At 57.7% G+C, this 22,901-nt stretch carries 24 protein-coding genes and 3 pseudogenes; 14 read left to right on the top strand and 13 right to left on the bottom strand.

The window, feature by feature from the left end; translation table 11 throughout:
- Nucleotides 1-713, bottom strand: a pseudogene (locus WFM46_RS04665) (signal recognition particle-docking protein FtsY); the annotation flags it as partial.
- Nucleotides 714-850: 137 nt separating this feature from the next.
- Here WFM46_RS04665 and rsmD point away from each other — a divergent pair.
- Both rsmD and WFM46_RS04655 read left to right on the top strand, forming a co-directional pair.
- On the top strand, nt 851-1,453 hold the full coding sequence (rsmD, locus tag WFM46_RS04660) for a 16S rRNA (guanine(966)-N(2))-methyltransferase (RefSeq protein WP_336997149.1): 603 nt from the start codon (nt 851-853) through the stop codon (nt 1,451-1,453).
- Nucleotides 1,437-1,718, top strand: a complete 282-nt coding sequence (locus tag WFM46_RS04655) for a DUF1145 family protein (RefSeq protein WP_103177366.1) — start codon at nt 1,437-1,439, stop codon at nt 1,716-1,718. The genes rsmD and WFM46_RS04655 overlap by 17 nt, the downstream gene beginning before the upstream one ends.
- A 63-nt stretch (nt 1,719-1,781) precedes the next feature.
- Here WFM46_RS04655 and WFM46_RS04650 read toward each other — a convergent pair whose 3' ends face one another.
- Nucleotides 1,782-2,141, bottom strand: a complete 360-nt coding sequence (locus WFM46_RS04650; protein WP_103177367.1) for a DUF2500 domain-containing protein — start codon at nt 2,139-2,141, stop codon at nt 1,782-1,784.
- Nucleotides 2,142-2,268: 127 nt separating this feature from the next.
- Between WFM46_RS04650 and WFM46_RS04645 the strand changes: the two genes are divergently transcribed.
- Both WFM46_RS04645 and zntA read left to right on the top strand, forming a co-directional pair.
- Nucleotides 2,269-2,895, top strand: coding sequence for a lysoplasmalogenase (locus WFM46_RS04645; protein ID WP_103177368.1), 627 nt, complete (start codon nt 2,269-2,271; stop codon nt 2,893-2,895).
- Between the two features lie 72 nt (nt 2,896-2,967).
- Nucleotides 2,968-5,154, top strand: a complete 2,187-nt coding sequence (gene zntA / locus WFM46_RS04640; protein ID WP_336997148.1) for a Zn(II)/Cd(II)/Pb(II) translocating P-type ATPase ZntA — start codon at nt 2,968-2,970, stop codon at nt 5,152-5,154.
- A gap of 81 nt (nt 5,155-5,235) precedes the next feature.
- Here the strand turns inward: zntA and WFM46_RS04635 are convergent, their stop codons facing one another.
- The 4 genes from WFM46_RS04635 to tusA all read right to left on the bottom strand — a co-directional run bounded on the left by WFM46_RS04635 (nt 5,236) and on the right by tusA (nt 8,528).
- On the bottom strand, nt 5,236-6,522 hold the full coding sequence (locus WFM46_RS04635) for a TRAP transporter large permease subunit (protein WP_180210944.1): 1,287 nt from the start codon (nt 6,520-6,522) through the stop codon (nt 5,236-5,238).
- A gap of 10 nt (nt 6,523-6,532) precedes the next feature.
- Nucleotides 6,533-7,042 carry a TRAP transporter small permease gene (locus tag WFM46_RS04630; protein ID WP_103177371.1) on the bottom strand — a complete coding sequence of 170 codons (510 nt, stop codon included), beginning with the start codon at nt 7,040-7,042 and terminating at the stop codon, nt 6,533-6,535.
- Nucleotides 7,043-7,054: 12 nt separating this feature from the next.
- Nucleotides 7,055-8,026, bottom strand: coding sequence for a TRAP transporter substrate-binding protein (locus tag WFM46_RS04625; protein ID WP_103177372.1), 972 nt, complete (start codon nt 8,024-8,026; stop codon nt 7,055-7,057).
- Between the two features lie 259 nt (nt 8,027-8,285).
- Nucleotides 8,286-8,528, bottom strand: a complete 243-nt coding sequence (tusA, locus tag WFM46_RS04620) for a sulfurtransferase TusA (RefSeq protein ID WP_103177373.1) — start codon at nt 8,526-8,528, stop codon at nt 8,286-8,288.
- 167 nt (nt 8,529-8,695) lie between these two features.
- Between tusA and WFM46_RS04615 the strand changes: the two genes are divergently transcribed.
- Nucleotides 8,696-9,361 (top strand): 7-cyano-7-deazaguanine/7-aminomethyl-7-deazaguanine transporter, encoded by a 666-nt coding sequence (locus WFM46_RS04615; RefSeq protein WP_103177374.1) that lies wholly within the window; start codon nt 8,696-8,698, stop codon nt 9,359-9,361.
- Nucleotides 9,362-9,433: 72 nt separating this feature from the next.
- On the top strand, nt 9,434-9,991 hold the full coding sequence (locus WFM46_RS04610) for a DcrB family lipoprotein (protein WP_103177375.1): 558 nt from the start codon (nt 9,434-9,436) through the stop codon (nt 9,989-9,991).
- Between the two features lie 4 nt (nt 9,992-9,995).
- On the opposite strand, the pseudogene WFM46_RS04605 reads toward WFM46_RS04610, so the two are convergent.
- Nucleotides 9,996-11,235, bottom strand: a pseudogene (locus WFM46_RS04605) (MFS transporter).
- 108 nt (nt 11,236-11,343) lie between these two features.
- Between WFM46_RS04605 and WFM46_RS04600 the strand changes: the two are divergent.
- The 3 genes and pseudogenes from WFM46_RS04600 to acpT all read left to right on the top strand — a co-directional run bounded on the left by WFM46_RS04600 (nt 11,344) and on the right by acpT (nt 13,214).
- Nucleotides 11,344-12,417 carry an AI-2E family transporter gene (locus WFM46_RS04600; protein WP_103177377.1) on the top strand — a complete coding sequence of 358 codons (1,074 nt, stop codon included), beginning with the start codon at nt 11,344-11,346 and terminating at the stop codon, nt 12,415-12,417.
- Between the two features lie 24 nt (nt 12,418-12,441).
- Nucleotides 12,442-12,630 (top strand): annotated as a pseudogene (locus WFM46_RS04595) (beta-ketoacyl-ACP synthase); the annotation flags it as partial.
- Nucleotides 12,631-12,632: 2 nt separating this feature from the next.
- Entirely contained in the window at nt 12,633-13,214 is a 582-nt protein-coding gene (acpT, locus tag WFM46_RS04590) for a 4'-phosphopantetheinyl transferase AcpT (protein WP_180209431.1), read from the top strand.
- A gap of 5 nt (nt 13,215-13,219) precedes the next feature.
- Here acpT and WFM46_RS04585 read toward each other — a convergent pair whose 3' ends face one another.
- Nucleotides 13,220-13,726 carry a phenolic acid decarboxylase gene (locus WFM46_RS04585; RefSeq protein WP_103177379.1) on the bottom strand — a complete coding sequence of 169 codons (507 nt, stop codon included), beginning with the start codon at nt 13,724-13,726 and terminating at the stop codon, nt 13,220-13,222.
- Between the two features lie 99 nt (nt 13,727-13,825).
- Between WFM46_RS04585 and WFM46_RS04580 the strand changes: the two genes are divergently transcribed.
- The 3 genes from WFM46_RS04580 to WFM46_RS04570 all read left to right on the top strand — a co-directional run bounded on the left by WFM46_RS04580 (nt 13,826) and on the right by WFM46_RS04570 (nt 16,292).
- A complete protein-coding gene (locus WFM46_RS04580) occupies nt 13,826-14,692 on the top strand; it encodes a LysR family transcriptional regulator (RefSeq protein WP_336997147.1) in 867 nt (288 codons plus the stop codon).
- A 48-nt stretch (nt 14,693-14,740) separates the two neighbouring features.
- The gene (locus WFM46_RS04575) at nt 14,741-15,535 is read left to right on the top strand and encodes an SDR family NAD(P)-dependent oxidoreductase (protein WP_103177381.1); all 795 of its coding nucleotides are present in this window, start codon (nt 14,741-14,743) and stop codon (nt 15,533-15,535) included.
- A 94-nt stretch (nt 15,536-15,629) separates the two neighbouring features.
- Complete coding sequence (locus WFM46_RS04570; protein ID WP_103177382.1) at nt 15,630-16,292, top strand: HAD family hydrolase; 663 nt, start codon at nt 15,630-15,632, stop codon at nt 16,290-16,292.
- A 53-nt stretch (nt 16,293-16,345) separates the two neighbouring features.
- Here the strand turns inward: WFM46_RS04570 and WFM46_RS04565 are convergent, their stop codons facing one another.
- From WFM46_RS04565 to WFM46_RS04555, 3 genes are all read right to left on the bottom strand, one after another.
- Nucleotides 16,346-17,371: a TerC/Alx family metal homeostasis membrane protein gene (locus WFM46_RS04565; protein WP_103177383.1), complete on the bottom strand. Its 1,026-nt coding sequence runs from the start codon at nt 17,369-17,371 to the stop codon at nt 16,346-16,348.
- Between the two features lie 158 nt (nt 17,372-17,529).
- Nucleotides 17,530-17,928, bottom strand: coding sequence for an ion channel (locus tag WFM46_RS04560; protein WP_103177384.1), 399 nt, complete (start codon nt 17,926-17,928; stop codon nt 17,530-17,532).
- 127 nt (nt 17,929-18,055) lie between these two features.
- Nucleotides 18,056-19,249: an NAD(P)/FAD-dependent oxidoreductase gene (locus WFM46_RS04555; protein ID WP_336997146.1), complete on the bottom strand. Its 1,194-nt coding sequence runs from the start codon at nt 19,247-19,249 to the stop codon at nt 18,056-18,058.
- Between the two features lie 230 nt (nt 19,250-19,479).
- On the opposite strand from WFM46_RS04555, the gene pitA reads away from it, so the two are divergent.
- On the top strand, nt 19,480-20,976 hold the full coding sequence (pitA, locus tag WFM46_RS04550; RefSeq protein ID WP_103177385.1) for an inorganic phosphate transporter PitA: 1,497 nt from the start codon (nt 19,480-19,482) through the stop codon (nt 20,974-20,976).
- 56 nt (nt 20,977-21,032) lie between these two features.
- Here the strand turns inward: pitA and uspB are convergent, their stop codons facing one another.
- Entirely contained in the window at nt 21,033-21,368 is a 336-nt protein-coding gene (gene uspB / locus WFM46_RS04545) for a universal stress protein UspB (protein WP_032615027.1), read from the bottom strand.
- Between the two features lie 285 nt (nt 21,369-21,653).
- Here uspB and uspA point away from each other — a divergent pair, with 285 nt between their 5' ends.
- Nucleotides 21,654-22,091 (top strand): universal stress protein UspA, encoded by a 438-nt coding sequence (uspA, locus tag WFM46_RS04540; protein ID WP_103177386.1) that lies wholly within the window; start codon nt 21,654-21,656, stop codon nt 22,089-22,091.
- Between the two features lie 54 nt (nt 22,092-22,145).
- Here uspA and rsmJ read toward each other — a convergent pair whose 3' ends face one another.
- Nucleotides 22,146-22,898: a 16S rRNA (guanine(1516)-N(2))-methyltransferase RsmJ gene (rsmJ, locus tag WFM46_RS04535; RefSeq protein ID WP_336997145.1), complete on the bottom strand. Its 753-nt coding sequence runs from the start codon at nt 22,896-22,898 to the stop codon at nt 22,146-22,148.
- Between the last annotated feature and the right edge of the window lie 3 nt (nt 22,899-22,901).

The following is a 22,901-nucleotide window of genomic DNA, read 5'->3' as shown; positions in this document are numbered from 1 at the left end:
ATCAGGAGCTGTTCTTCCAGCTCTTCAAAGAGATCATCGTCGATTTTCTTGCCGCGGAACAGACTGATAAATCCGGAACCGAGGTTCTCTTTGGTTTTGATCAGGCTGCGTTTCAGGCGCGCAAAGAAACCTTCTTTGGTCGGCTTTTCCTGCTCCTGAACAATCTCTTCAACCGGCTCGTTCTCGTCGGCGACCGGGACAACCATCACCGCCTCTTCTGCCGCCTCAGCCGCCAGCGCCTGCGCTTCGAGCTCTTCGTCGCTGATCGTCTCTTCTTCGGTTTCTGGCAAATACTCTTCCGGGATCGCCTCTTTACTCTCTTCAGCGATCTCTTCCGGCAGCGGTAATTCTTCATGCTCGACAGCCTGCGGCGGGACCGCCTCCGCGACCGGCTCGACAATCTCCTCGACCGCGACAGGTTCTGGCTCAACGGCGACAGGCTCCGGTTCAACCGGCTGCGGTTTTTCACGCTCCTGAACCTGCTCTGTGACCTCAACCACCTCTTCAGCAAAGGCTTCAGTCTCTTGCGGGCTGTGGGTGCGCGCTTCTGCTTCTACGTCAGCGACGGTTTCAACAGGGGTTTCAGGCTGCGGCTGTTCAACCGCTGCGGGCTGTTCTGCGCTCTGTTGTTCTTCGTTCTGCTGCTCGGTTTCCTGCTCTTTTTGACCAAATCCCAGCCAGGAAAAGAAGCCACGTTTTTTCTCTTTTGCCATCTGCGACTACACCCCTCGCGGTTAATTACTGGCGCTATATACATGGAAGCTAAAAAAATGATGAAATAGTTTATCACTTAACTTAACGCACATCACCGCCTGCAAACGCAGGCCGTACGAGTGACCTGAGCAACAATATGAAGAAACCCAACCGTGCTGCCGCGGGCCAAATTCGCATTATCGGTGGTCAGTGGCGTGGCCGTAAACTTCCCGTCCCGGACAGCCCCGGCCTGCGCCCGACCACCGACCGCGTCCGTGAGACGCTGTTTAACTGGCTGGCACCTTCAATGGTAGATGCCCGTTGCCTGGACTGCTTCGCCGGAAGCGGCGCGCTCGGCCTTGAAGCCCTTTCACGCCACGCCGCCAGCGCCACGCTGCTGGAGATGGATCGCAGCGTCGCCCAGCAGTTGCAGCAAAACCTGGTGACGCTGAAAGCGGCGCACGCCCGCGTCGTTAACACCAACACCCTCGCGTTTCTGGCCCAGGCGGGCACCCCGCACGATGTAGTATTTGTCGATCCGCCGTTTCGCAAAGGGCTGCTGGAAGAGACGCTGTCGCTGCTGGAAAACAACGGCTGGCTGGCGGATGATGCGCTAATCTACGTCGAGAGCGAGGTAGAAAACGGTTTACCGCCGGTGCCCGCCCACTGGGATCTGCACCGGGAGAAAGTGGCCGGCCAGGTCGCCTATCGTCTTTATCACCGTCAATCACAAGGAGAGACTGATGCCGGTACTGATTAATCTGGGTCGTTTACTGATGCTGGGAGTCTGGGCATTTTTGCTCCTCAACCTCGTCCACCCGTTCCCACGCCCGATGAACATTTTTGTTAACGTGGCGCTGATTTTTACCTCGTTTATGCATGCCCTGCAGATGGTGATGCTAAAAAACGGCTTACCGAAAGATGGCCCGCAGATGACCGGCTGGCAGCAGGCCCGCGTCTTTATCTTCGGCGTGTTTGAGCTGCTGGTGTGGATGAAGAAGTTTAAGGCGCAGGCGAAGAAGTAACCTGCGGCCTTCTGCCCGGTGGCGCTGCGCTTACCGGGCCTACGGTTCGTGCGGGCTGGCTGACTACGGCGCCGGATCAAACCCCTCAAACCGTGACCCCTTGTAACGCAACGTCCCTTTATCCCCCACCGTCAGCTGATGGTACTGCTTCTCGTCGAGGCGAAAGGTCATCTCCAGGCCGCCGCTTTCCGGCTTAAAGCTCGCCTCATAGCGCATGCTGGTGCCGGCAGGCGTAACCTGCTGCTGACGCGAGCGCCTGTCGTTGAGGGCTTTTTCCCGTTTATTGCTCACCACCACCCGCTTTTGCAGCAGCGGCGCGGCGTCGTTATCGGCCTTTTCCCGACGCTGCTGCACAAAGCGAAATGACGCGGCAACGACGATAATTGCCAGAACGATAATAAAAAAGAGCGGCATCTTGCTCATTAGACAATCCTTAAGACCAGGCTGAAATCAGGATAGCGTGCCACGCTGTGCATTGCTATTGGCCCGTCTGCACCACTACACTGAAGTGAAACTGTTTATTCAACAATAACAGATACAGGGACTTAATATGCTTTGGTCATTTATCGCTGTCTGTTTCTCCGCATGGCTGTATGTCGATGCGTCCTACCGCGGCCCTGCCTGGCAGCGCTGGCTGTTTAAACCCGTCACCCTTCTGCTGCTCCTGTTGCTGGCCTGGCAGGCGCCGATGTTCAACGCCATCAGCTATCTGGTGCTCGCCGGGCTCTGCGCATCGCTGGTGGGCGATGCCCTGACCCTGCTGCCGCGCCAGCGCCTGCTCTATGCCGTGGGGGCGTTTTTCTTATCGCATCTGCTCTACACCATCTATTTCGCCAGCCAGATGACGCTCTCCTTCTTCTGGCCGCTGCCGCTGGCGCTGCTGGTCGTTGGCGCGGTGCTGATAGCGGTGGTCTGGACGCGTCTGGAGGAGATGCGCTGGCCAATCTGTACGTTTATCGCCATGACGCTGGTGATGGTGTGGCTGGCAGGTGAGCTGTGGTTCTTCCGTCCGACGGCCCCGGCGCTGTCGGCTTTCGTGGGGGCCACGCTCCTGCTGCTGAGCAATATTGTCTGGCTGGGCAGTCATTACCGTCGCCGTTTCCGCGCCGATAATGCCATTGCCGCCGCCTGCTATTTTGCCGGGCACTTCCTGATCGTGCGTTCGCTCTATATTTAACGCTTGACTCTGGAGTCGACTCCAGAGTGCATACTGCGGTTAATGAGAAAATTATCATTGCCGGAGAGTGCCATGTCGACTCCAGAAACACCGAAAAAAGTGCCGCAATTCGCGGCGCTTAAACTCGCCCCCCTTCCTGCTAAAGAGGCCTGTTGTAGCGTGGATCACACTCCACCGCAGGCCGAAACCGTGCTGCCTGCCGAGGGCGAGCGTTACAGCTGGGTGGTCAATGGCATGGACTGCGCCGCCTGCGCGCGCAAAGTGGAAAACGCCGTTCGCCAGGTGGCGGGGGTGAACCATGTCCAGGTGCTGTTTGCCACGCAAAAGCTGCTGGTTAATGCCACAAGCAACGTCAGCGGCCAGGTCGAGGCCGCGGTAGTGAAGGCAGGCTACACGCTGCGCAATGAAAACGCGCCGGTCGAAAAATCCTCCATGCTGTGCGAAAACCTCCCGCTCCTCACGCTGATAGTGTTGATGGCCCTGAGCTGGGGTCTGGCGCAGGTTAACCCTCCCCTCGGCAATATCGCCTTTATCGCCACCACGCTGGTCGGGCTCTGGCCGGTGGCCCGTCAGGCGCTGCGCCTGATGAAAAGCGGAAGCTGGTTCGCCATTGAGACGCTGATGAGCGTCGCCGCCATCGGGGCGCTGTTTATCGGTGCCACGGCGGAAGCGGCGATGGTGCTGCTGCTGTTTTTAATCGGCGAGCGGCTGGAGGGCTGGGCGGCGAGCCGGGCGCGCAAAGGGGTGAGCGCGCTGATGGCGCTGAAACCGGAAACCGCCACGCAGATAATCAACGGCGAGCGCAAAACCGTGCCCATTGCCGGGCTGCGCCCGGGGGATGTGATCGAAGTCGCCGCTGGTGGACGTCTGCCCGCCGACGGGACGCTGCTCACCGCCGCCGCCAGCTTTGACGAAAGCGCCCTTACCGGCGAGTCCATCCCGGTCGATCGCACCGCGGGCGAAAAGGTGCCGGCGGGAGCCACCAGCGTCGATCGTCTGGTCGAGCTGACGGTCTTGTCGGAGCCGGGCGAGAGCGCCATCGACCGCATCCTGAAGCTGATTGAAGAGGCGGAAGCGCGCCGCGCCCCGGTGGAGCGCTTCATCGACCGCTTCAGCCGCCTCTATACTCCGGTGATAATGCTCATCGCCCTGCTGGTTGCCGTAGTGCCGCCGCTGCTGTTCAGCGCGCCCTGGGAGGGCTGGATCTACAAGGGGCTGACCCTGCTGCTGATTGGCTGTCCATGTGCGCTGGTGATCTCGACGCCTGCGGCGATCACCTCCGGGCTGGCAGCCGCAGCGCGACGTGGCGCGTTGATTAAGGGCGGCGCGGCGCTGGAGCAACTGGCGCAGGTGCAGCGGGTGGCCTTCGATAAAACCGGTACCCTGACGGTCGGCAAACCTCAGGTGACGGGCATTTATCCGCTCGACAGCGGCGAAAACGACCTGCTGGCGCTGGCGGCGGCGGTAGAGCAGGGTTCCACCCACCCGCTGGCGCAGGCGATTGTGCGTGAAGCAAAAGCCCGCGGACTGACGATTGCGGCGGCGACCGCGCAGCGGGCGCTAATGGGCTCCGGGATTGAAGCCGAGGTCGCGGGCAGTAAAGTGCTGATTTGCGCCGCGGATAAATTCCCTGCCCCGCATCTGGCGTCGCAAATCACTCCCCTGGAGCAGGCCGGACAGACGGTGGTGACGGTGGTTCAGGAGGGCATGGCAAAAGGACTTATTACGCTGCGCGACACCCTGCGGGATGACGCGAAAGAGGCCGTGCAGGCCCTGCATCAGCTGGGGATCAAAGGTGTGATTCTCACCGGGGATAACCCGCGCGCCGCCGCGGCCATTGCCGGCGAGCTGGGGCTGGATTTCCGGGCGGGGCTGCTGCCCGCCGATAAAGTGCAGGCGGTGACGGCGCTGAATGACACCGCGCCGCTGGCGATGGTAGGAGACGGTATTAACGACGCCCCGGCAATGAAGGCGGCTACGATAGGCATTGCAATGGGTAGTGGCACCGATGTGGCGCTGGAGACCGCCGACGCGGCCCTCACCCACAACCGCCTGACCGGGCTGGCGCAGATGATCAGCCTCGCGCGCGCCACCCGCGCCAATATCCGGCAGAACATTACTATCGCGCTGGGGTTGAAGGGAATTTTCCTGGTGACCACCCTGCTGGGCATGACGGGATTATGGCTGGCGGTGCTGGCGGATACCGGGGCGACGGTACTGGTGACGGCCAACGCGCTGCGGTTATTGCGTCGTCGATAAAAAAAAGCCCGGTGGCGGCTGCGCCTTACCGGGCCTACGATTTTCCAGGCCGGGCAAGCGTAGCGCCGCCCGGCACAATAGCTATTGCATACCCAACATGTGCGGCAACCACAGCGAAATCGCCGGAATGTAGGTCACCATTCCGAGCACCACCAGCAGCATGCCGTAAAACGGCAGCATCTCCTTCACTACGGCTTCGATCTTCTGCTTGCTCACCGCGCTGGCGACAAACAGCACCGATCCTACCGGCGGGGTAATCAGGCCGATCCCGAGGTTAACCATCATGATCATGCCGAAGTGCACCGGATCGATGCCCAGGGCGTTAGTCACCGGCAGCAGAACCGGCGTCAGGATCAGGATGATCGGCGCCATGTCCATCAGGGTGCCAATCAGCAGCAGCATGATGTTGAGGTACATCAGAATGACGTACTTGTTATCCGACAGCGAGGTGAAGAACTCGGTGATGCGCATCGGCAACTGCATGTAGGTCATCACTGCACCAAAGGCCGCGGCAAAGCCAATCAGGATCATCACGATGGTGACCGTTTTGACCGTGCGGCACATCAGCTTCGGCAGCTCGTTCCACTTGTAGTCGCGATAGATAAACATGGTGACGAAGAAGGCCCACAGGCAGGCGACCGCCGCAGACTCCGTTGCGGTAAAGATACCCGACAGGATCCCGCCGAGAATAATCACCACCGTCATCAGGCCCCACAGCGCATCCAGCATGGTTTTTAACGCCTGCTTGAACGGAATGCGCTCCCCTTTCGGGTAGCCGCGCTTGCGCGCAAAGCATAAACAGAGCGCCATCAGCCCCATGCCCAGCAGCAAACCCGGCAGTACGCCCGCGATAAACAGCGTGGCGATAGAGACCGTGCCGCCCGCCGCCAGGGAGTAGATCACCGAGTTGTGGCTCGGCGGGATCAGAATCGCCTGCACCGAGCCGCTGGCGGTGACCGCCGCCGCATATTCGCGCGGATAGCCCTTCTTCTCCATCTCCGGGATCATTACGGTCCCGATGGAGGCGGTATCCGCCACCGAGGAGCCGGAAATGGCGCCGAAGAAGGTCGAAGCGACGATATTCACCAGCGACAGCCCACCGCGAATAAAGCCGACAAAAATATAGGCGAAGTTAACCAGCCGCCGGGCAATGCCCCCTTCCGCCATGATCGCCCCCGCGAGGATAAAGAACGGGATCGCCAGCAGGGTAAATTTGTTCACCCCGCTGGTGATTTGGATCATCAATGCTTCCAGCGGCAGGTCAATCCACAGCGCGCCAGCCACGGCGCTTAAGCCGACGGCAAAGGCCACCGGCATCCCCAGCGCCAGCAGAATGGCGAGGGTGAATAACAAAACAAATGCATCCATTGTTCACCCCTTAACTGTGGTTGCCGATCAGCACGACCGGGCGACTTTCCTGAGAGCCAAACAGCAGGCGCTCAAGCACAAACAGGATCAAAATTGCCGACCCCACCGGCAGCGGCAGATAACTTTCGCCGGAGGTCAGGATCGGAAACTCCGCGACCGGCTGGTCCCAGAGTTCAATGCACAGCAGGTAGCTGTACCAGAACATGATGCCGGAGATGACCAGCATCAGCAGATCCACCACCCGTGCGCAGACCGTTTTCAGTGAGTCTGGCAATCTGTCTGTGAGCATGTTCACCGCAATATGTGAGCCGGCGCGGTAGCTCACCGCCGCGCCGATAAAGGTGAACGTCACCATGCAGATAATGGCAATCGGCTCCGGCCACGACTCACCGCGGTTGAGTACGTAGCGCGAAAAGATGCCAATCGGGATAACGATGGTCATCACCAGCAGCGACAGCCCGGCAATGGCCATCGCCAGCAGGTAGAGACGGTCCATCCATTTCAGATAGAGTTCGGACATAAATACTCCGGCTTACTTAACGTCAGCGATGGCTTTCATCAGATCCTGATGTTTTTCACCATACTGGGCGCGCACCGGCTCGGTCGCTTTGACGAACACCGCCTTGTCGATGTCGTGGAACTGCACGCCGCCCGCCTTCATCTTCGCCAGCGCTTCGTCGTTATAGGCCTGCCACAGCTTACGCTGCTCCATCTGCGCTTCACGGGCCAGGGTCTTAATTTTTTCCTGCTCGTCGGCGCTCAGCTTGTCCCACTTCACTTTGGAGTAGAGCAGCATTTCCGGAGTGATAAAGTGGCCGCTCAGGGTGTAGTTTTTGGCCACCGGCATGTAGTTGTGGGCGATATAGGTCGGTGGGTTATTCTCAGCGCCGTCGATAACGCCGGTCTGCATGCCGCTGTAGACTTCACTTACCCCCATCGCCACCGAGTTGGCGCCCATATCTTTCAACGTCGCCAGCGCCACCGGGCTGCCCTGAACGCGGATTTTCTTACCTTTCAAATCTTCCGGTTTAACAATCGGATCTTTGGTGATCAGGTTACGGGTGCCGGAGTCCATCCAGCCGAGGAAGACCAGCTTCGATTTCGGGTTCGCCGTCAGTTTTTCGCCGATCTGCTTACCGATGTCGCCGTCGATCACTTTGTGCATATGGTCTTCATCGCGGAATACATACGGCAGGGTAAAGACTTCGATATCCGGCAGAATGGCCGCAACCGGCGCCATGGAGACGCGGATCATATCGATGGCGCCCATCTGCGCCTGCTCAATCATCTGCTTTTCATCACCCAGTACGCCGCCAGGGAAGACTTTGATCTCCAGCTTGCCGTCGGTTTGTTGTTTAAGTTTTTCACCCATATGCTCCACCGCCACCACGTTCGGGTAGCCTTCAGGATGCACATCAGCAGCTTTAATGGTTTGAGCAGAGACAGAGGCAGCAAAAGCAGACAGACACAGAGCGGCCAGCAACGGCTTGATGGTCGTTTTCATTGAGTCAACTCCAGGGTATGAGATAAGCGTTGGAACGGCGTTTTAGTTTTCAGCTTCAAAACTAGCCTAAGGCCTGGAAAACGAGGGTGAAGCGCCTCACAAAAAAGCGCTAAAATTTGAAACAATGGTTCAAATTGGTGATGGAGTTCAAACGAATGGCCTTTCAGGCCCGTGCAGGAGGGCGTGCCGGAGGGCGGCTACGCCTTACCCGGCCTACGCGTAGGCCCGTGCAAGCGCAGCGCCGCCGGGCAAAATGGCATTAGCCTTTGCGGATCAGATAGCGATAGGGCAGCGAGGCGGTTTCCTGTGCCAACAGCTCATGTTCCATAAAGGTACAAAAGCCGGGAATATCGCGGGTGGTGGCCGGATCGTCGGCAATAATTAACAGCGTCTCGCCGGTTTGCATCGTGCGCACGGTTTTGCGCACCATCATCACCGGTTCCGGGCAGCGCAGGCCCTGGGCGTCAAGAGTATGGTCTGGGCTGGAAAACAGATCGGTCATCGTCGTCTCGTTCAGATAAAAAACGGCAGTAGTTTACGCCCCAGGCCGGGCAAAGCAAACCAGGTTAACGATTGCGTAAAAATTAGCCGTTGCAAAGCGCAATGAAAGCAGTATGATGCGGCCGGTTTATTGGGTTCCCTCACCCCAACTTATAAAAAGGTCACAATATGACGCAGTTCTCTCAATCGCAGCGCGTAAAAGCGTTGTTCTGGCTTTCGCTTTTCCATCTGCTGGTGATTACCTCCAGTAACTACCTGGTACAGCTGCCGATCTCCATTTTTGGTTTTCATACCACCTGGGGCGCGTTCAGTTTCCCGTTTATCTTCCTTGCGACCGATCTTACCGTCCGTATCTTTGGCGCACCGCTCGCCCGACGCATTATTTTTGCCGTCATGCTTCCGGCACTGTTTGTGTCGTACGGGATCTCCTCGCTGTTCTATATGGGAAGCTGGCAGGGCTTTGAGGCGCTGACGCACTTTAACCTGTTTGTCGCCCGTATCGCCGCCGCCAGCTTTATGGCCTATGCGCTGGGGCAGATCCTCGACGTGCATGTCTTTAACCGCCTGCGCCAGAACCATCTCTGGTGGATGGCGCCGACCGCCTCCACGCTGTTTGGCAACGTCAGCGATACGCTGGCCTTTTTCTTTATCGCCTTCTGGCGCAGCCCGGATGCGTTTATGGCCGAACACTGGATGGAAATTGCCCTCGTGGATTACGCCTTCAAGGTGCTTATCAGCCTGGTCTTCTTCCTGCCGATGTACGGCGTACTGCTGAATATGTTGCTGAAAAGATTCGAGGATAAATCTGAAATTTCAGCATTACGGGCAGGTTAAACGTTCCCCTGAACAGTTGTGATAAGATGGATTGATGCGCCGTTATGGCCGTTTATCGAAAGGAAGAATGTAATGCGCAATCTGGTTAAATATGTCGGGATTGGCCTGCTGGTGATGGGGCTTGCCGCTTGTGATAACAGCGACACGAAAGCACCTGCTCAGGCTGCGTCTGCGGAAAGCAACGCCACGGGTCAGCCGGTCAGCCTGATGGATGGCAAACTCAGTTTCTCACTGCCCGCGGATATGACCGATCAGAGCGGCAAGCTGGGTACGCAGGCGAACAATATGCACGTCTATTCCGATGCCACCGGGCAGAAAGCGGTGATTGTGATCGTCGGCGACGACACCAGTGAAGACCTGGGCGTGCTGGCGAAACGTCTGGAAGATCAGCAGCGCAGCCGCGACCCGCAGCTGCAGGTGGTCACCAACAAAGCCATCGATCTGAAAGGCCACACCCTGCAACAGCTGGACAGCATTATCTCTGCCAAAGGCCAGACCGCTTACTCATCCGTGGTGCTGGGCAAAGTGGACAACAAGCTGCTGACCCTGCAGATCACGCTGCCTGCTGACGACCAGCAGAAAGCGCAAACCGCCGCAGAGAACATCATCAATACCCTGGTGATTCAGTAAGTCATCACGATGAAATGGCCTCCTCCGGAGGCCATTTTTTTAGCCGCCACGTCAGCAGTAACGCCACCGCCACCAGCCCCGCCGCCGCCAGATAGATAACCGGTACCCCGGCCCACGCCATCACCAGCCCGGCCAGCGGCCCGGTCACCCCCAGCGACATATCCATAAACACCGTGTAGGTCGCCAGCGCCGCCCCCTGGTTCTGCTGCGGTACCGCTTTGACCGCCACCACCCCCAGCGCCGGGAAGACCAGCGAGAAGCCTGCCCCCGCAAGGAACACCCCGATCCGCGCCATCCACGGCGCCTCAGCGATGCCTGTCAGCAGCAGGCCGAGGATCTCAACGCTAAAGCAGATCATCGCCACGTTCAGTCCGCCCAGCCGGTTGATGCCGTTGGGGAACAGCAGGCGGGTGCCGACGAAGGCGCAGCTAAAGAGCGTCAGCGCGAAGGCCGCGCCGTCCCAGCCTTTATCGGCGTAAAACAGCGTAATGAAAGTGGCGATAACCCCAAAACCTGCCGAACCGAGCGCCAGCGCCATGCCGTAGGGCCAGACGCGCCCCAGCACCGTGCGAAACGGCATCGGCTTGCCTTTGCTGGCCTTCACTTTCGGACGTGGCAGGGCGAAGAGGATCGCCAGCAGCGCCACCCCCATAATGGTCAACGCCAGCCCGCTCAGGCCGGTGTAGCGATAGCAGAGCACGCCAAGGGGCGCGCCCATCGCCATTGCGCCATAGGTGACGATACCGTTCCAGGAGATCACCCGCCCGATGTGCGAAGCTCCCACTACCCCCACGCCCCACAGCGTTGAGCCCGTTCCGGCAAGGCTTTGTCCGATGCCTAAGATTACCCGGCCAAAACAGAGCAGCGCCAGGCTGACCACCGGCCAGGCGCTGGTCAGCCCGGCCAGGAAATAGCTCACCCCGCTCAGGAAACAGCCGCACAGCCCCAGCACCACAATGCTCTTGGGCCCGAACAGATCGGCATAGCGCCCGGCATAGGGGCGGCTTAACAGGGTGGCGAAGTATTGCAGGCTGATGACCAGACCCGCCCAGAAGGCGCTAAAGCCCATGATGTCATGCACATAGCCCGGCAGGACGGCCAGCGGCAGGCCGATGGTCAGGTAGCTGGCAAAGTTGAAAATCACGACGGAAACAATACGCAGGTTGAGGCGCAATCCACTCAGTGCCGGTTCGGCGGCAGGTTCGGGCATCAGGTTCACCAGAATTTTTACAACAGTGTTTCACTATTACCACGCCAGGGAGAGAAATGCAGCAGCGACTTTAAGATTAACGGCGTCAGCCGAAGCGCTGCGGGCGCACTACACTTAGGAGCATCTTATAAGAGGAATAATCATGATAATCACGCCGCCCGATAAAACGGGTCTTCCACCCGCTGATAAAGCGGGTCTCCATATTTTAATGAAGCTGGCCTGTCTGGTGGTGATCCTGGCAGGCATTCACGCCGCAGCAGATATTCTCGTTCAGCTATTGCTGGCGCTCTTTTTCGCCATCGTCCTTAACCCACTCGTCACCTGGTTTTTGCGCCGGGGGGTAAGCCGCCCTGTTGCCATCACCATTGTGGTGGTGGTAATGCTGATTGGACTGACGGCGCTGTTTGGGGTGCTGGCGGCCTCGCTCAATGAATTTGCCGCCATGCTGCCGAAATACAACAAAGAGCTGACGCGCAAGATTGTCGATCTGCAGCAAATGTTCCCGTTCCTCAACCTGCACATCTCCCCGGAGCGGATGCTGAGACGGATGGACTCGGAAAAGGTGATGACCTTTGCCACCGCGCTGATGACCCAGCTTTCCGGGGCGATGGCCAGCATTTTGCTGCTGGTGATGACCGTGGTCTTTATGCTGTTTGAAGTGCGCCACGTGCCGTACAAGATGCGTTTTGCCCTCAATAATCCGCAGATCCATATCGCCGGTTTACACCGCGCCCTGAAGGGCGTGTCGCACTACCTGGCGCTGAAAACGCTGCTGAGTTTGTGGACCGGGGCCATTGTCTGGCTGGGGCTGACGCTGCTGGGGGTGCAGTTTGCCCTGATGTGGGGCGTGCTGGCCTTCCTGCTGAACTATGTGCCTAATATCGGCGCGGTGATCTCCGCCGTACCGCCGATGATCCAGGCGTTCCTGTTCAACGGTTTTTACGAATGCATGATGGTGGGGGCGCTATTCCTTATCGTCCACATGGTGCTGGGCAATATCGTTGAGCCGCGAATGATGGGCCATCGGCTGGGAATGTCCACTCTGGTGGTCTTCCTGTCGTTATTGATCTGGGGCTGGTTGCTCGGCCCGGTGGGGATGTTACTTTCCGTGCCGCTCACCAGCGTCTGTAAGATCTGGATGGAGACCACCCGGGGCGGCAGCAAACTGGCGATCCTGCTTGGGCCAGGCAGACCAAAAAGCAGGCTGCCGGGATAATCCCTGTACGCGCTGGAGACGTGAATGAGCCCGCAGATGATGCGTGGGGGCGGGTTCGCGCCGACCATCAATTTAAGATAACCGGATGAGCAATGCGGCACGTTAGATTATATTATGGGTGAAGCCCGTCACATTGACTGCGAATATATTCAAAGTAATAACTTCGCGTTCGGCGGCATTAATACTTCCATAATCATTAAACGCTGGGCGTGACTATGTACCAGTTTCTTCTGGGAAAGATTTCTACCCTCAGCGCTGACCCTCTGGCGTCAGCGCTTTCTGAGCAGGCGCCGCAGGGCGCGCGCCGACTCCCCTGGCTGGCTGGCCGGGCGCTGCTCGCCCGGGCCTTATCGCCCGCCCCGGTACCGGAAATTGTCTTCGGTGAACAGGGCAAACCGGCCTTCGTCGATGCCAGACCCTATTGGTTTAACCTGAGCCACAGCGGGGACGATATCGCCCTGCTGTTAAGCGACGAAGGCGAAGTGGGCTGCGATATCGAAGTGATCCGTCCGCGGGATAACTGGCAGGCGCTGGCTAACGCCGTCTTTAGCCTCGCCGAACATGATGAGCTGGAGCGGGAGGCACCTGAGGCAAAACTGTCGGCCTTCTGGCGCATCTGGACGCGTAAAGAGGCGATCGTCAAACAGCGCGGCGGCAGCGCCTGGCAGATTGTCAGTATCGACAGCACCTTAAGATCGGCGCTCTGCGTCAGCCACTTTCAGCGCGGCGAACTCAGCCTTGCGGTCTGTACGCCAACGCCCTTCACCCTCCATAACGGCGCACTTCAGGTTCTGTAACCCGCTTATTTCAAATTATTCGGAAAGTCTGCCGGCAGCTCGCTGGCAGCACAGTCAATGACAGCATCGTTATTGGCACCGCAGTCGCGCACAAAGGTAATGGTGGCGAACTCATCAATGACCTCGGTTGGGTAGGCTGGGCCCGCCTCGCGATAAGAGACCATCAGCGGAATATGATCGTTCTGGAAGCAGACGGTTTTTTCCGGGTTATTCATTACCCAACGCGGGAAGAAGATCGTGCCGTGGAACAGCTTGTCGCCGAGGTTCACAATCAGGCTCACATCGGTACCGGTCGGTTCAGTCCACGAAATTTTATAAATACTCTCGCCCACACGAACGATATAAGCCTGCTGATCTTTTACCCAACGGTTTGCCACGATCCCGCTATGAATACGGTAGTCGAGCGTCTGCTCGTTTTTGACATAAATTTCGTAGTTCCAGCCGTTATCGTAGGTATATACCAAATGTTTGCCGACGAAACCGCTCAAATCATGTTTATCAAACTGGCTCATAATCTTTCTCCTCTGTTTCAATGAGCCCATCTTACGCCTGCAAAAATTGGATGAATAACGCTATGATTTAATCAAATTCATCCAAAAATTAGATTAGTTATGCACAAAACTACCCTTGAGCAGTGGTCGCTGCTGGAACGCGTCGTTGAGTTGGGCAGCTTTGCCCGCGCCGCAGAGGAGACGCATCGCAGCCAATCTTCCGTCAGTTATAACCTGGCATTGTTGCAGGAGCGGCTGGGCGTGGCGCTTCTGGTCCAGGCGGGGCGTAAGGCGGTGCTGACCCCGGAAGGAGAGCTGCTGTTAAATCAGGTCAAACCGCTGCTAAACGCCTTTACCCTGCTGGAGACGCGCGCCACGACGCTACGCAACGGGATGCGTACCCGACTGGATGTGGTGGTGGACAGCATTTTCCCTCGCCGTCATCTGTTTGCCATTCTGCGCCAGTTTCAACAGCGTTATCCGCAAACCGAGGTGCATCTGACCGAAATACTTGAGAACACCGGCGAGGCGCTGAACCAGAGCGAAGCCGACGTGATGGTGCTAACCCGCCGCCAGGATGTGACCGGGCGCGGCGAGTGGTTGATGAATATCGACTTTGTCGCCGTGGCGCATCGGGAACATCCGCTGTTTGAACACGACACGCCGCTCACTGATGAAATGCTACGCTCCTGGCCACTCATCCAGATCGCCGGGCAGAACTACGCCGCGCCTCCCGGCGGCGAAGCCTGGACCTTCTCCACCATCGACGCCGCTATCGATGCGGTGATGTATCAGGTGGGGTATGGCTGGCTGCCGGAAGAGCGAATTCAGCAACAGCTGGAAACCGGTGTGCTAAAAACGGTGCCCCTGAGCCACGGCACGCGCCGTGCTACACCGCTGCATCTGATTGTAAAACGCACGCTCGCCCCGCTCGACGAACAGGTGGAAACCTTACTGCACCTCTTCAGCCAGCCGTCGCAAAGGTGAACTGCTACGCTTAATGGTCTGAACTTCAAATATGACAAGGAGCAGACCGTGAAAATCGATCTTACGGGAAAAGTGGCGTTAGTGACCGCCTCCACAGGCGGCATTGGCTTCGCCATTGCCAGAGGGCTGGCGGAGAGCGGCGCAGAGGTGATTGTTAACGGACGCAGCGTCGACTCGGTCAACCGGGGCATCCAGCAGCTGCAGCAGCAGATACCGGGCGTTCAGGTGCGGGCTGCCATTGCCGACCTCAGTTCGCAGGAAGGGGTGGATGCTCTGCTCCGGGTCGCCTCTGGCGTCGATATCCTCGTCAACAATGCCGGGATCTATGGCCCCCAGGATTTTTACGCCACCGACGACGAGACCTGGAATCACTACTGGCAAACCAACGTGATGTCCGGTGTGCGGCTGTCGCGCGCCCTGCTGCCTGGCATGGTGCAAAAAGGCTGGGGCCGGGTGGTCTTTATCTCCTCCGAGTCGGCCTGCAATATTCCGGCGGACATGATCCACTATGGGGTCACCAAAACCGCCCAACTCTCTCTGGCGCGCGGTCTGGCAAAGTTTGTCGCCGGGAGTGGCGTCACCGTGAACAGCGTCCTGCCCGGCCCGACGATGTCGGACGGCTTTGCTGAGATGATGAAAGACGAAATAGAGAAAACCGGCAAGTCCCTGGAGACGCTGGCAAAAGAGTTCGTGATGGCCAATCGCCCAAGCTCGGTGATCCAGCGGGCCGCCACGGTAGACGAAGTGGCGAACATGGTGGTTTACGTCTGTTCCCAGCAGGCATCCGCCACCTCCGGCGCGGCGCTGCGCGTGGATGGCGGCGTGGTGGACGATATTATCTAGCGCTGCCGATGGCTACCCGTCCGCTGGCGGGTGGCATCTGACGCTAAAGCAGGTAAACTGAGGACAGAATGTGAATTTACGCTAAGACTCTGTTATGACCAATATGATTGCCGATGAGGCGATGGCAAAATCCAGCGTCCTCTCCGTGTTCGACTTTGATGGCACGCTGACCCATCACGACAGCTTTATCCCCTTCTTACGCTTTGCGTTCGGTAAGCGCTACTTTGCCGGTCGCCTGGTGCGGATGGCCTTGCCCACCATTCACTGCGTACGCCGCAAGCTGACCCGTGATGAACTGAAAGAAGTGCTGATCAAAACCTTCCTGACCGGCGTGGATGAGCACTGGCTGCGTGAGCAGGCAGAGCGGTTCTGCGAAAAGTACTGGGATAAACTGATGCGCCCCCAGGGGGTGCTGGCGGTGGCGGCGGAAGTCAACTCCGGCGCGGAAGTGACCATCTGCTCTGCCTCGCCGGCGCTGGTGTTGCAGCCGTGGGCCGACAAGCTCGGCATTAAGCTTATCGGTACCCAGTTGGAGGTGAAAGAGGGCAAGCTGACCGGGCGGATCACCGGCCATAACTGCCGCTGTGCGCAGAAGGTGGCCCGGCTGGAGAGCGTGTACGGCAGCCTGACCAATTACCACGTGCGCGCCTGGGGCGACACCCGGGGCGACCACGAGCTGCTGGCGGCGGCGCAGGATCCGCACTGGCGTCATTTCCATCCGCCGCGCGCGCGCCGCAACTCACCGATCAAGCCGTAAAAGATGCCGGGTGTTGTAGGCCCGGCAAGCGTAGCGCCGCCGGGCAAAATCCGTCAGGCTTCCCGTTTCCCTGGGAAGAGCAGGCTCGCCAGAATCCCCGCTGCCAGTACGCCCAACACCACCAACAGACTCGCCGTAGCGCCGATACCGTAGCCGTGGTGCCAGAAGTGATCCGTCGCGTTCAGACCAAGCTTAAAGGCGACGAAGAAGAGCAGCGCGATCACCGCTTTCTCCAGATGCACCAGATACTGCTTCAGCGCCTCCAGCACGAAGTAGAGGGTACGCAGGCCGAGGATGGCGAACATCATGGCGCTGTAGATAATCAGCGGCTCGCGGCTGACCGCGATGATCGCCGGCACGGAGTCAAAGGCGAACATCACGTCTGACAGCTCCACCACCGCCACACAGAGCAGCAGCGGCGTGGCATAGCGCTTCGCCTTCTTCACCCGTCCCACCATCACATCCTGGTTTTCAGGCTTGGCCAGCTCGGCATCCACCTCTTTCTGGCTGAGAAGAAACGCGTTACCGGTGATTTTTGGCCAGATCGGATAGAAGCGTTTTACCGCGCGGTAGGCCAGATGCTGGGAGTAATCCTCAATCTCGTCCTGCTCTTCGCCGCGTTTAAGCATCATCACCGCCGTCCAGGCCACAATCAGGGCAAAGACCACTTCAACGTATGGCCCCAGGCTTAGCAGGCTGGTGCCGATGGCGACGAAGATCCCGCGGAAGACAATCGCGCCGATCACCCCCCAGTAGAGCACCCGGTGACGATACTGATCCGGCACGCCAAACCAGGCGAAGATCGCCATCATCACGAAGAGGTTATCAACGGAGAGCACCTCTTCCAGGGCGTAACCGGTGAGGAACAGGCTCGCCACTTCGGCGCCGTGATGCACGTAAAGGAACCCGGCGAACGCCATCGCCATCATCACCCAGAAGAGAGACCAGAGTGAGGCGCTTTTTAGTGAGATCGGTTTGTCATGGCGATGCATGAAGAGGTCGATAAACATCGCCCCGACAGCCATAACCACAAAAACAACAACGGTTTCCGTCGGGAAACCGAGATGAGCAGAGGACATAGACAACCCTTTTTGAAGACAAAATACACACCATGCAGACTGGCGAGGCCAGTAAAGAAAAAAGAGGGACCGTTTACCGGCTTCTCCCCTTAAAACGCATAACCCTGCGTGAGGGAGTGTACTTTACCTCACAATGCGGAGGTTCTGCCATCGGCGCTTTACTGGCTCATGCCGCGTAGCCGCTGCAGGACGGCCACCAGCACCGCCACCGACCAGCCAACCATCAGCGCGCCAACCAGCCCTTCCACTCCGCCAGTCAGTCGCCAGTGTTCCGGCAACGTGACGTCGCCATATCCCACTGTAGCGTAGCTGACCAGCGAGAAATAGAAGCTGGTGTTCCAGTCATTAAACGCGCCGACATAGCGATAAAAAACGGCAAACAGGCTGGCTTCAAGCAGATGGGCAAACAGGGCAGTCATGATGATAACGATATTGCGGAACACCACGCGCATCACCGATTCCACATTCAGGTTGATGAATTTCAGGATAAAAAACATCCATGTGGAATGAATGATCACCGTCAGGTTGATCAAAATAATAATGCTCACAAGCTGCATATCACACTCTCTGAAAGGTAACGCAATACGCCCTGCTCAGCTGAACAGGGCGTAAAATAGCGGAACGTTTGAGATGCAGTGTAGCGGATGGGGGCGAAGTACAGGGTGCAATAGTTGCGCCGGAATACTACCTTTCTGCCAGCGCCTCTGCACAGGCCCAGGCGCTGGCCCACGCCCACTGGAAGTTATAGCCACCCAGCCAGCCGGTAACGTCCATGACTTCGCCGATAAAATAGAGTCCAGGCACGTTGCGGGCCTCCATGGTGCGCGAAGAGAGTTCGTTAGTGTCCACACCCCCCAGCGTCACTTCCGCGGTGCGATAACCTTCGGTGCCGTTGGGTTGTACGCGCCAGGCGCTTAAGGTTTCGACCAGCGCCTGCTGATCGCGGCTGTTGAGCTGCTTGAGTGACACATCAGGAATTTGCCCCAGCTGCTGCAGGCACTCCACCAGCCGTTTCGGCAGCTGTATCGCCAGGGTGTTTTTCAGGCTCTGGTTAGGGTGCGCCGCACGCTGCTCATTGAGGAAGCTCTCCAGATCGCAATCCGGCACTAAATTGATGGTGACGAACTCACCCGGCTGCCAGTAGCTGGAGATTTGCAGCACCGCCGGGCCGGAGAGGCCACGATGGGTGAACAGCAGATTCTCCCGAAACACCGTACCGTCTTCGGCGGTAATCATCGACGGCACCGACACGCCGGAGAGGGTCTGCAGCTGTTCCAGCAGCGGCTTATGCAGGGTGAATGGCACCAGTCCGGCACGGGTCGGGAGCACCTTCAGCCCAAACTGCTCGGCAATTTTATAGCCAAACGGCGTGGCACCCAGCCCCGGCATGGAGAGCCCGCCGCTGGCGATCACCAGCTTATCTGCGCACACGGTTTCGCCATTAAGCTGCAACGTGTAACCTGCCTCATCACGCGCCACATCCAGCACTTCGCTGCGAAGTCGCAGGGTAACCTGACCTTTTTCACACTCCGCCACCAGCATATCGACGATTTGTTGCGCGGAATCGTCGCAAAATAATTGCCCCAGCGTTTTCTCATGCCAGGCGATACCATGTTTACCGACGAGGTCGATGAAGTCCCACTGGGTGTAGCGCGCTAACGCAGATTTGCAAAAATGACGGTTCTGGCTCAGATAGGCCGTAGGTTCGATATAAAGATTAGTAAAGTTGCAGCGGCCCCCACCAGACATCAGGATTTTACGACCTGGCTTTTTGCCGTTATCGAGCAGCAGAACCCGGCGTCCTGCCTGTCCGGCCATCGCCGCACAGAATAAACCCGCCGCACCTGCGCCAATAATGATGGCATCGTACTTTTCCACGTCTCGATCCTCCTGGTTTTCAGGGCGCGAATTGTAAAGTTTCCTCAAGAAACGCACCAGCGTAAAAATCTGTAATTTCATGCATTTCTTTGAAATTTAAAAAGTAATTCTTTTGCTGCTACGCTTATGTCAGTAAGCAAATCAAAAAAAGGCTATATTTCACTTTGCCCGTTGCGCATTTGTCCTGGATAATGCGCCGCGTTCATGTCCTCAAAATGGCGTAACGTCCTATGCTACATTTGTTTGCTGGCCTGGATTTCCATACCGGGCTTTTACTTTTGCTTGCTCTGGCCTTTGTATTGTTCTACGAAGCGATTAACGGCTTCCACGATACTGCAAACGCAGTGGCAACGGTTATCTACACCCGGGCATTACGATCGCAAGTTGCGGTGGTGATGGCGGCAGTGTTTAACTTCTTTGGCGTTCTTCTTGGAGGTCTGAGCGTAGCCTACGCCATTGTGCATATGCTGCCAACGGATCTGCTGTTGAATGTCAGCTCTGGTCATGGTCTCGCCATGGTCTTCTCCCTGCTGTTTGCTGCAATTATCTGGAACCTCGGTACCTGGTATTTCGGCCTGCCAGCATCCAGTTCCCACACGCTGATCGGCGCTATCATCGGTATTGGTTTAACCAATGCGCTGATGACCGGTACGTCTGTGGTGGACGCCCTGAACATCCCTAAAGTTCTGGGTATTTTCGGTTCACTGATTATCTCCCCGATTGTCGGTCTGGTTGTGGCGGGTGGCTTGATCTTCCTGCTGCGTCGTTACTGGAGCGGTACGAAAAAACGTGCCCGTATCCACCTGACGCCGGCCGAGCGTGAAAAGAAAGACGGTAAGAAGAAGCCGCCATTCTGGACGCGTATCGCCCTGATCATCTCTGCTATCGGCGTGGCTTTCTCGCACGGCGCTAACGATGGTCAGAAAGGCATTGGTCTGGTGATGCTGGTGCTGATCGGCGTAGCCCCGGCGGGCTTCGTGGTGAATATGAATGCGTCCGGTTACGAAATTACCCGTACCCGTGACGCCATCAACAACGTCGAGACCTATTTCCAGCAGCGTCCTGACCTGCTGAAGAAAGCGACCGGCGTTGACCAGCTGATCCCTTCTCCGGAAGCGGGCGCGACCCAACCGGCGGAGTTCCATTGCCATCCGGCTAATGCGATCAGCGCCCTGGAGCGCGCAAAAGGCATGCTGACGGACGTTGAAAGCTACGACAAGCTCTCCGTAGAGCAGCGTGGCCAGATGCGCCGCATCATGCTGTGCATCTCCGACGTCACCGACAAAGTTTCTAAGCTGCCTGAAGTCTCTGCCGACGACAAACGTCTGCTGAAGAAGCTGAAAGTCGACATGCTGAACACCATCGAGTACGCACCGATCTGGATCATCATGGCGGTCGCGCTGGCGCTGGGTCTCGGTACGATGATCGGCTGGCGTCGCGTGGCGACAACCATCGGCGAGAAGATCGGTAAGAAAGGCATGACCTATGCCCAAGGGATGTCCGCTCAGATGACGGCGGCAGTCTCTATCGGTCTGGCCAGCTACACCGGTATGCCGGTATCCACTACCCACGTTCTCTCTTCGTCCGTGGCGGGTACCATGCTGGTTGATGGCGGCGGTCTGCAACGCAAAACCGTGACCAGCATTCTGATGGCCTGGGTATTTACCCTGCCGGCATCGATTCTGCTGTCCGGCTGTCTGTACTGGATCTCCCTGCAATTCCTGTAATCGCAGGCAGGTTACGCGAAGAGCGGGTCAGGTAACTGGCCCGCTTTTTTTTGCGCTCAATGCCAGATGAGGAGAGCAATCATGCTCACCACCACAAGGCCACACAGTGCGCTGGTCAGGATGAACTGACGACGCAGGCGCTCACAGCGACGGATAAACTCATCATCATGATGATCGCGATAACGCTGGGCGTAGATATACCACACCAGGCGCATCTGTTTGCTGGGCTGCCCGTGCGAGGTAAAGAAGCCCCCGCCATCCACATATTGATAAAGCAACGGATCGCAGCCACGAAGTACCACCAATAGCGCGCGCAAGGATGAGAAATAACGCGCCATATTTACAATGCAAACCACACATAACGCCCAAAACAATGCGACGGTGCTAATCATACTTCCTCCCCGGCGTCCGCCCTCGAAGCAACGCTTCGGGACTACCGCACCCCAATGCCCTGACAGACGGTTCAGTGATAGAGAGACGTAAAAACCGATCGGCTTCACATTTTATTATCCGAACGGCTTATTCAATAGTGTAGGAGATCCGTTAATTTTTTTGCCACAAGGTTAATCGTTATCAACACCAATGCTTGAAAATTTTGTTTAACTGGGCCGTAATGAAAGCAGGTAGACGACTGCTACAGGCATTGGTCATCGATAACTTAAGGAAGGAGTAACACTATGGCTTATAAACATATTCTGATCGCTGTTGACCTCTCCCCGGAGAGCAAAGTGCTGGTTGATAAAGCGGTATCCATGGCGCGTCCGTACAATGCGAAAGTTTCCTTAATTCATGTGGACGTAAACTACTCCGATCTCTATACCGGCCTGATCGATGTGAATCTGGGGGATATGCAGAAGCGTATCTCCGAAGAGACCCACCATGCACTGACCGAGCTTTCCACCAATGCGGGCTATCCGATCACCGAAACCCTGAGCGGCAGCGGCGACCTGGGCCAGGTGCTGGTCGATGCGATTAAGAAATACGATATGGATCTGGTGGTCTGCGGCCATCACCAGGACTTCTGGAGCAAGCTGATGTCATCCGCCCGTCAGCTGATTAACACCGTGCACGTGGATATGCTGATTGTGCCGCTGCGCGACGAAGACGACGAGTAAGGCGGGATTGCCTGAATGTAGGCCGGGTAAGGCGAAGCCGCCACCCGGCTTTTTTTATTCCGGGGTGCCGGAATAGATATCAAACCGGTGCCCTTTGGTCACCACCGCATTGGTGGTGGCAACCTCCGCCAGCGGCGGCGCGTAGTCCGGGCGCTTCACCACCACGCGCTTCGTAGCCAGCAGACGCGCAGGCGCCAGCAGGCCATCAGCATCTAAATCCGGCCCCACCAGCGACTGAAACACCCGCATCTCTTTCTTCACCAGCGCGCTTTTCTGCTTATGCGGGAACATCGGGTCGAGATAGACCACCTGCGGGCGAGGGGTGATATCGGTCAGCGCCGTCAGGCTTGAGGCGTGGATTAGCTGTAACCGCTCCTGCAACCACGAACCAATTTCCGGGTCGGCATAGCCGCGGGTTAGTCCATCGTCGAGCAATGCCGCAACCACCGGATTGCGCTCCAGCATCCGCACACGACAGCCTACCGAGGCCAGCACAAAAGCGTCGCGCCCGAGTCCCGCCGTGGCATCCACGACATCCGGCAGGTAGCTGCCCTTAATCCCGACCGCTTTGGCCACCGCTTCGCCGCGTCCGCCACCAAACTTGCGCCGGTGCGCCATCGCCCCACCAACAAAATCGACGAAAATGCCGCCGAGTTTGGGCTCGTCGCGCTTGCGCAGCTCCAGATGGTCCGGGGTCATCACCAGCGCCATCAGGTTTTCTTCATCGTGTTCCAGCCCCCAGCGGGCGGCAAGAACAGATAAGGCGCCGTCTCCGGCGCCTGTTTCATCTACTAAGCAGATTTTCACGAA

It is taken from the genome of Leclercia sp. M50, assembly GCF_037150775.1.
GTDB lineage: Bacteria > Pseudomonadota > Gammaproteobacteria > Enterobacterales > Enterobacteriaceae > Enterobacter.
Note: the sequence above shows the minus strand (reverse complement) of the source record. Positions and strands in the feature narration are given on the sequence as shown.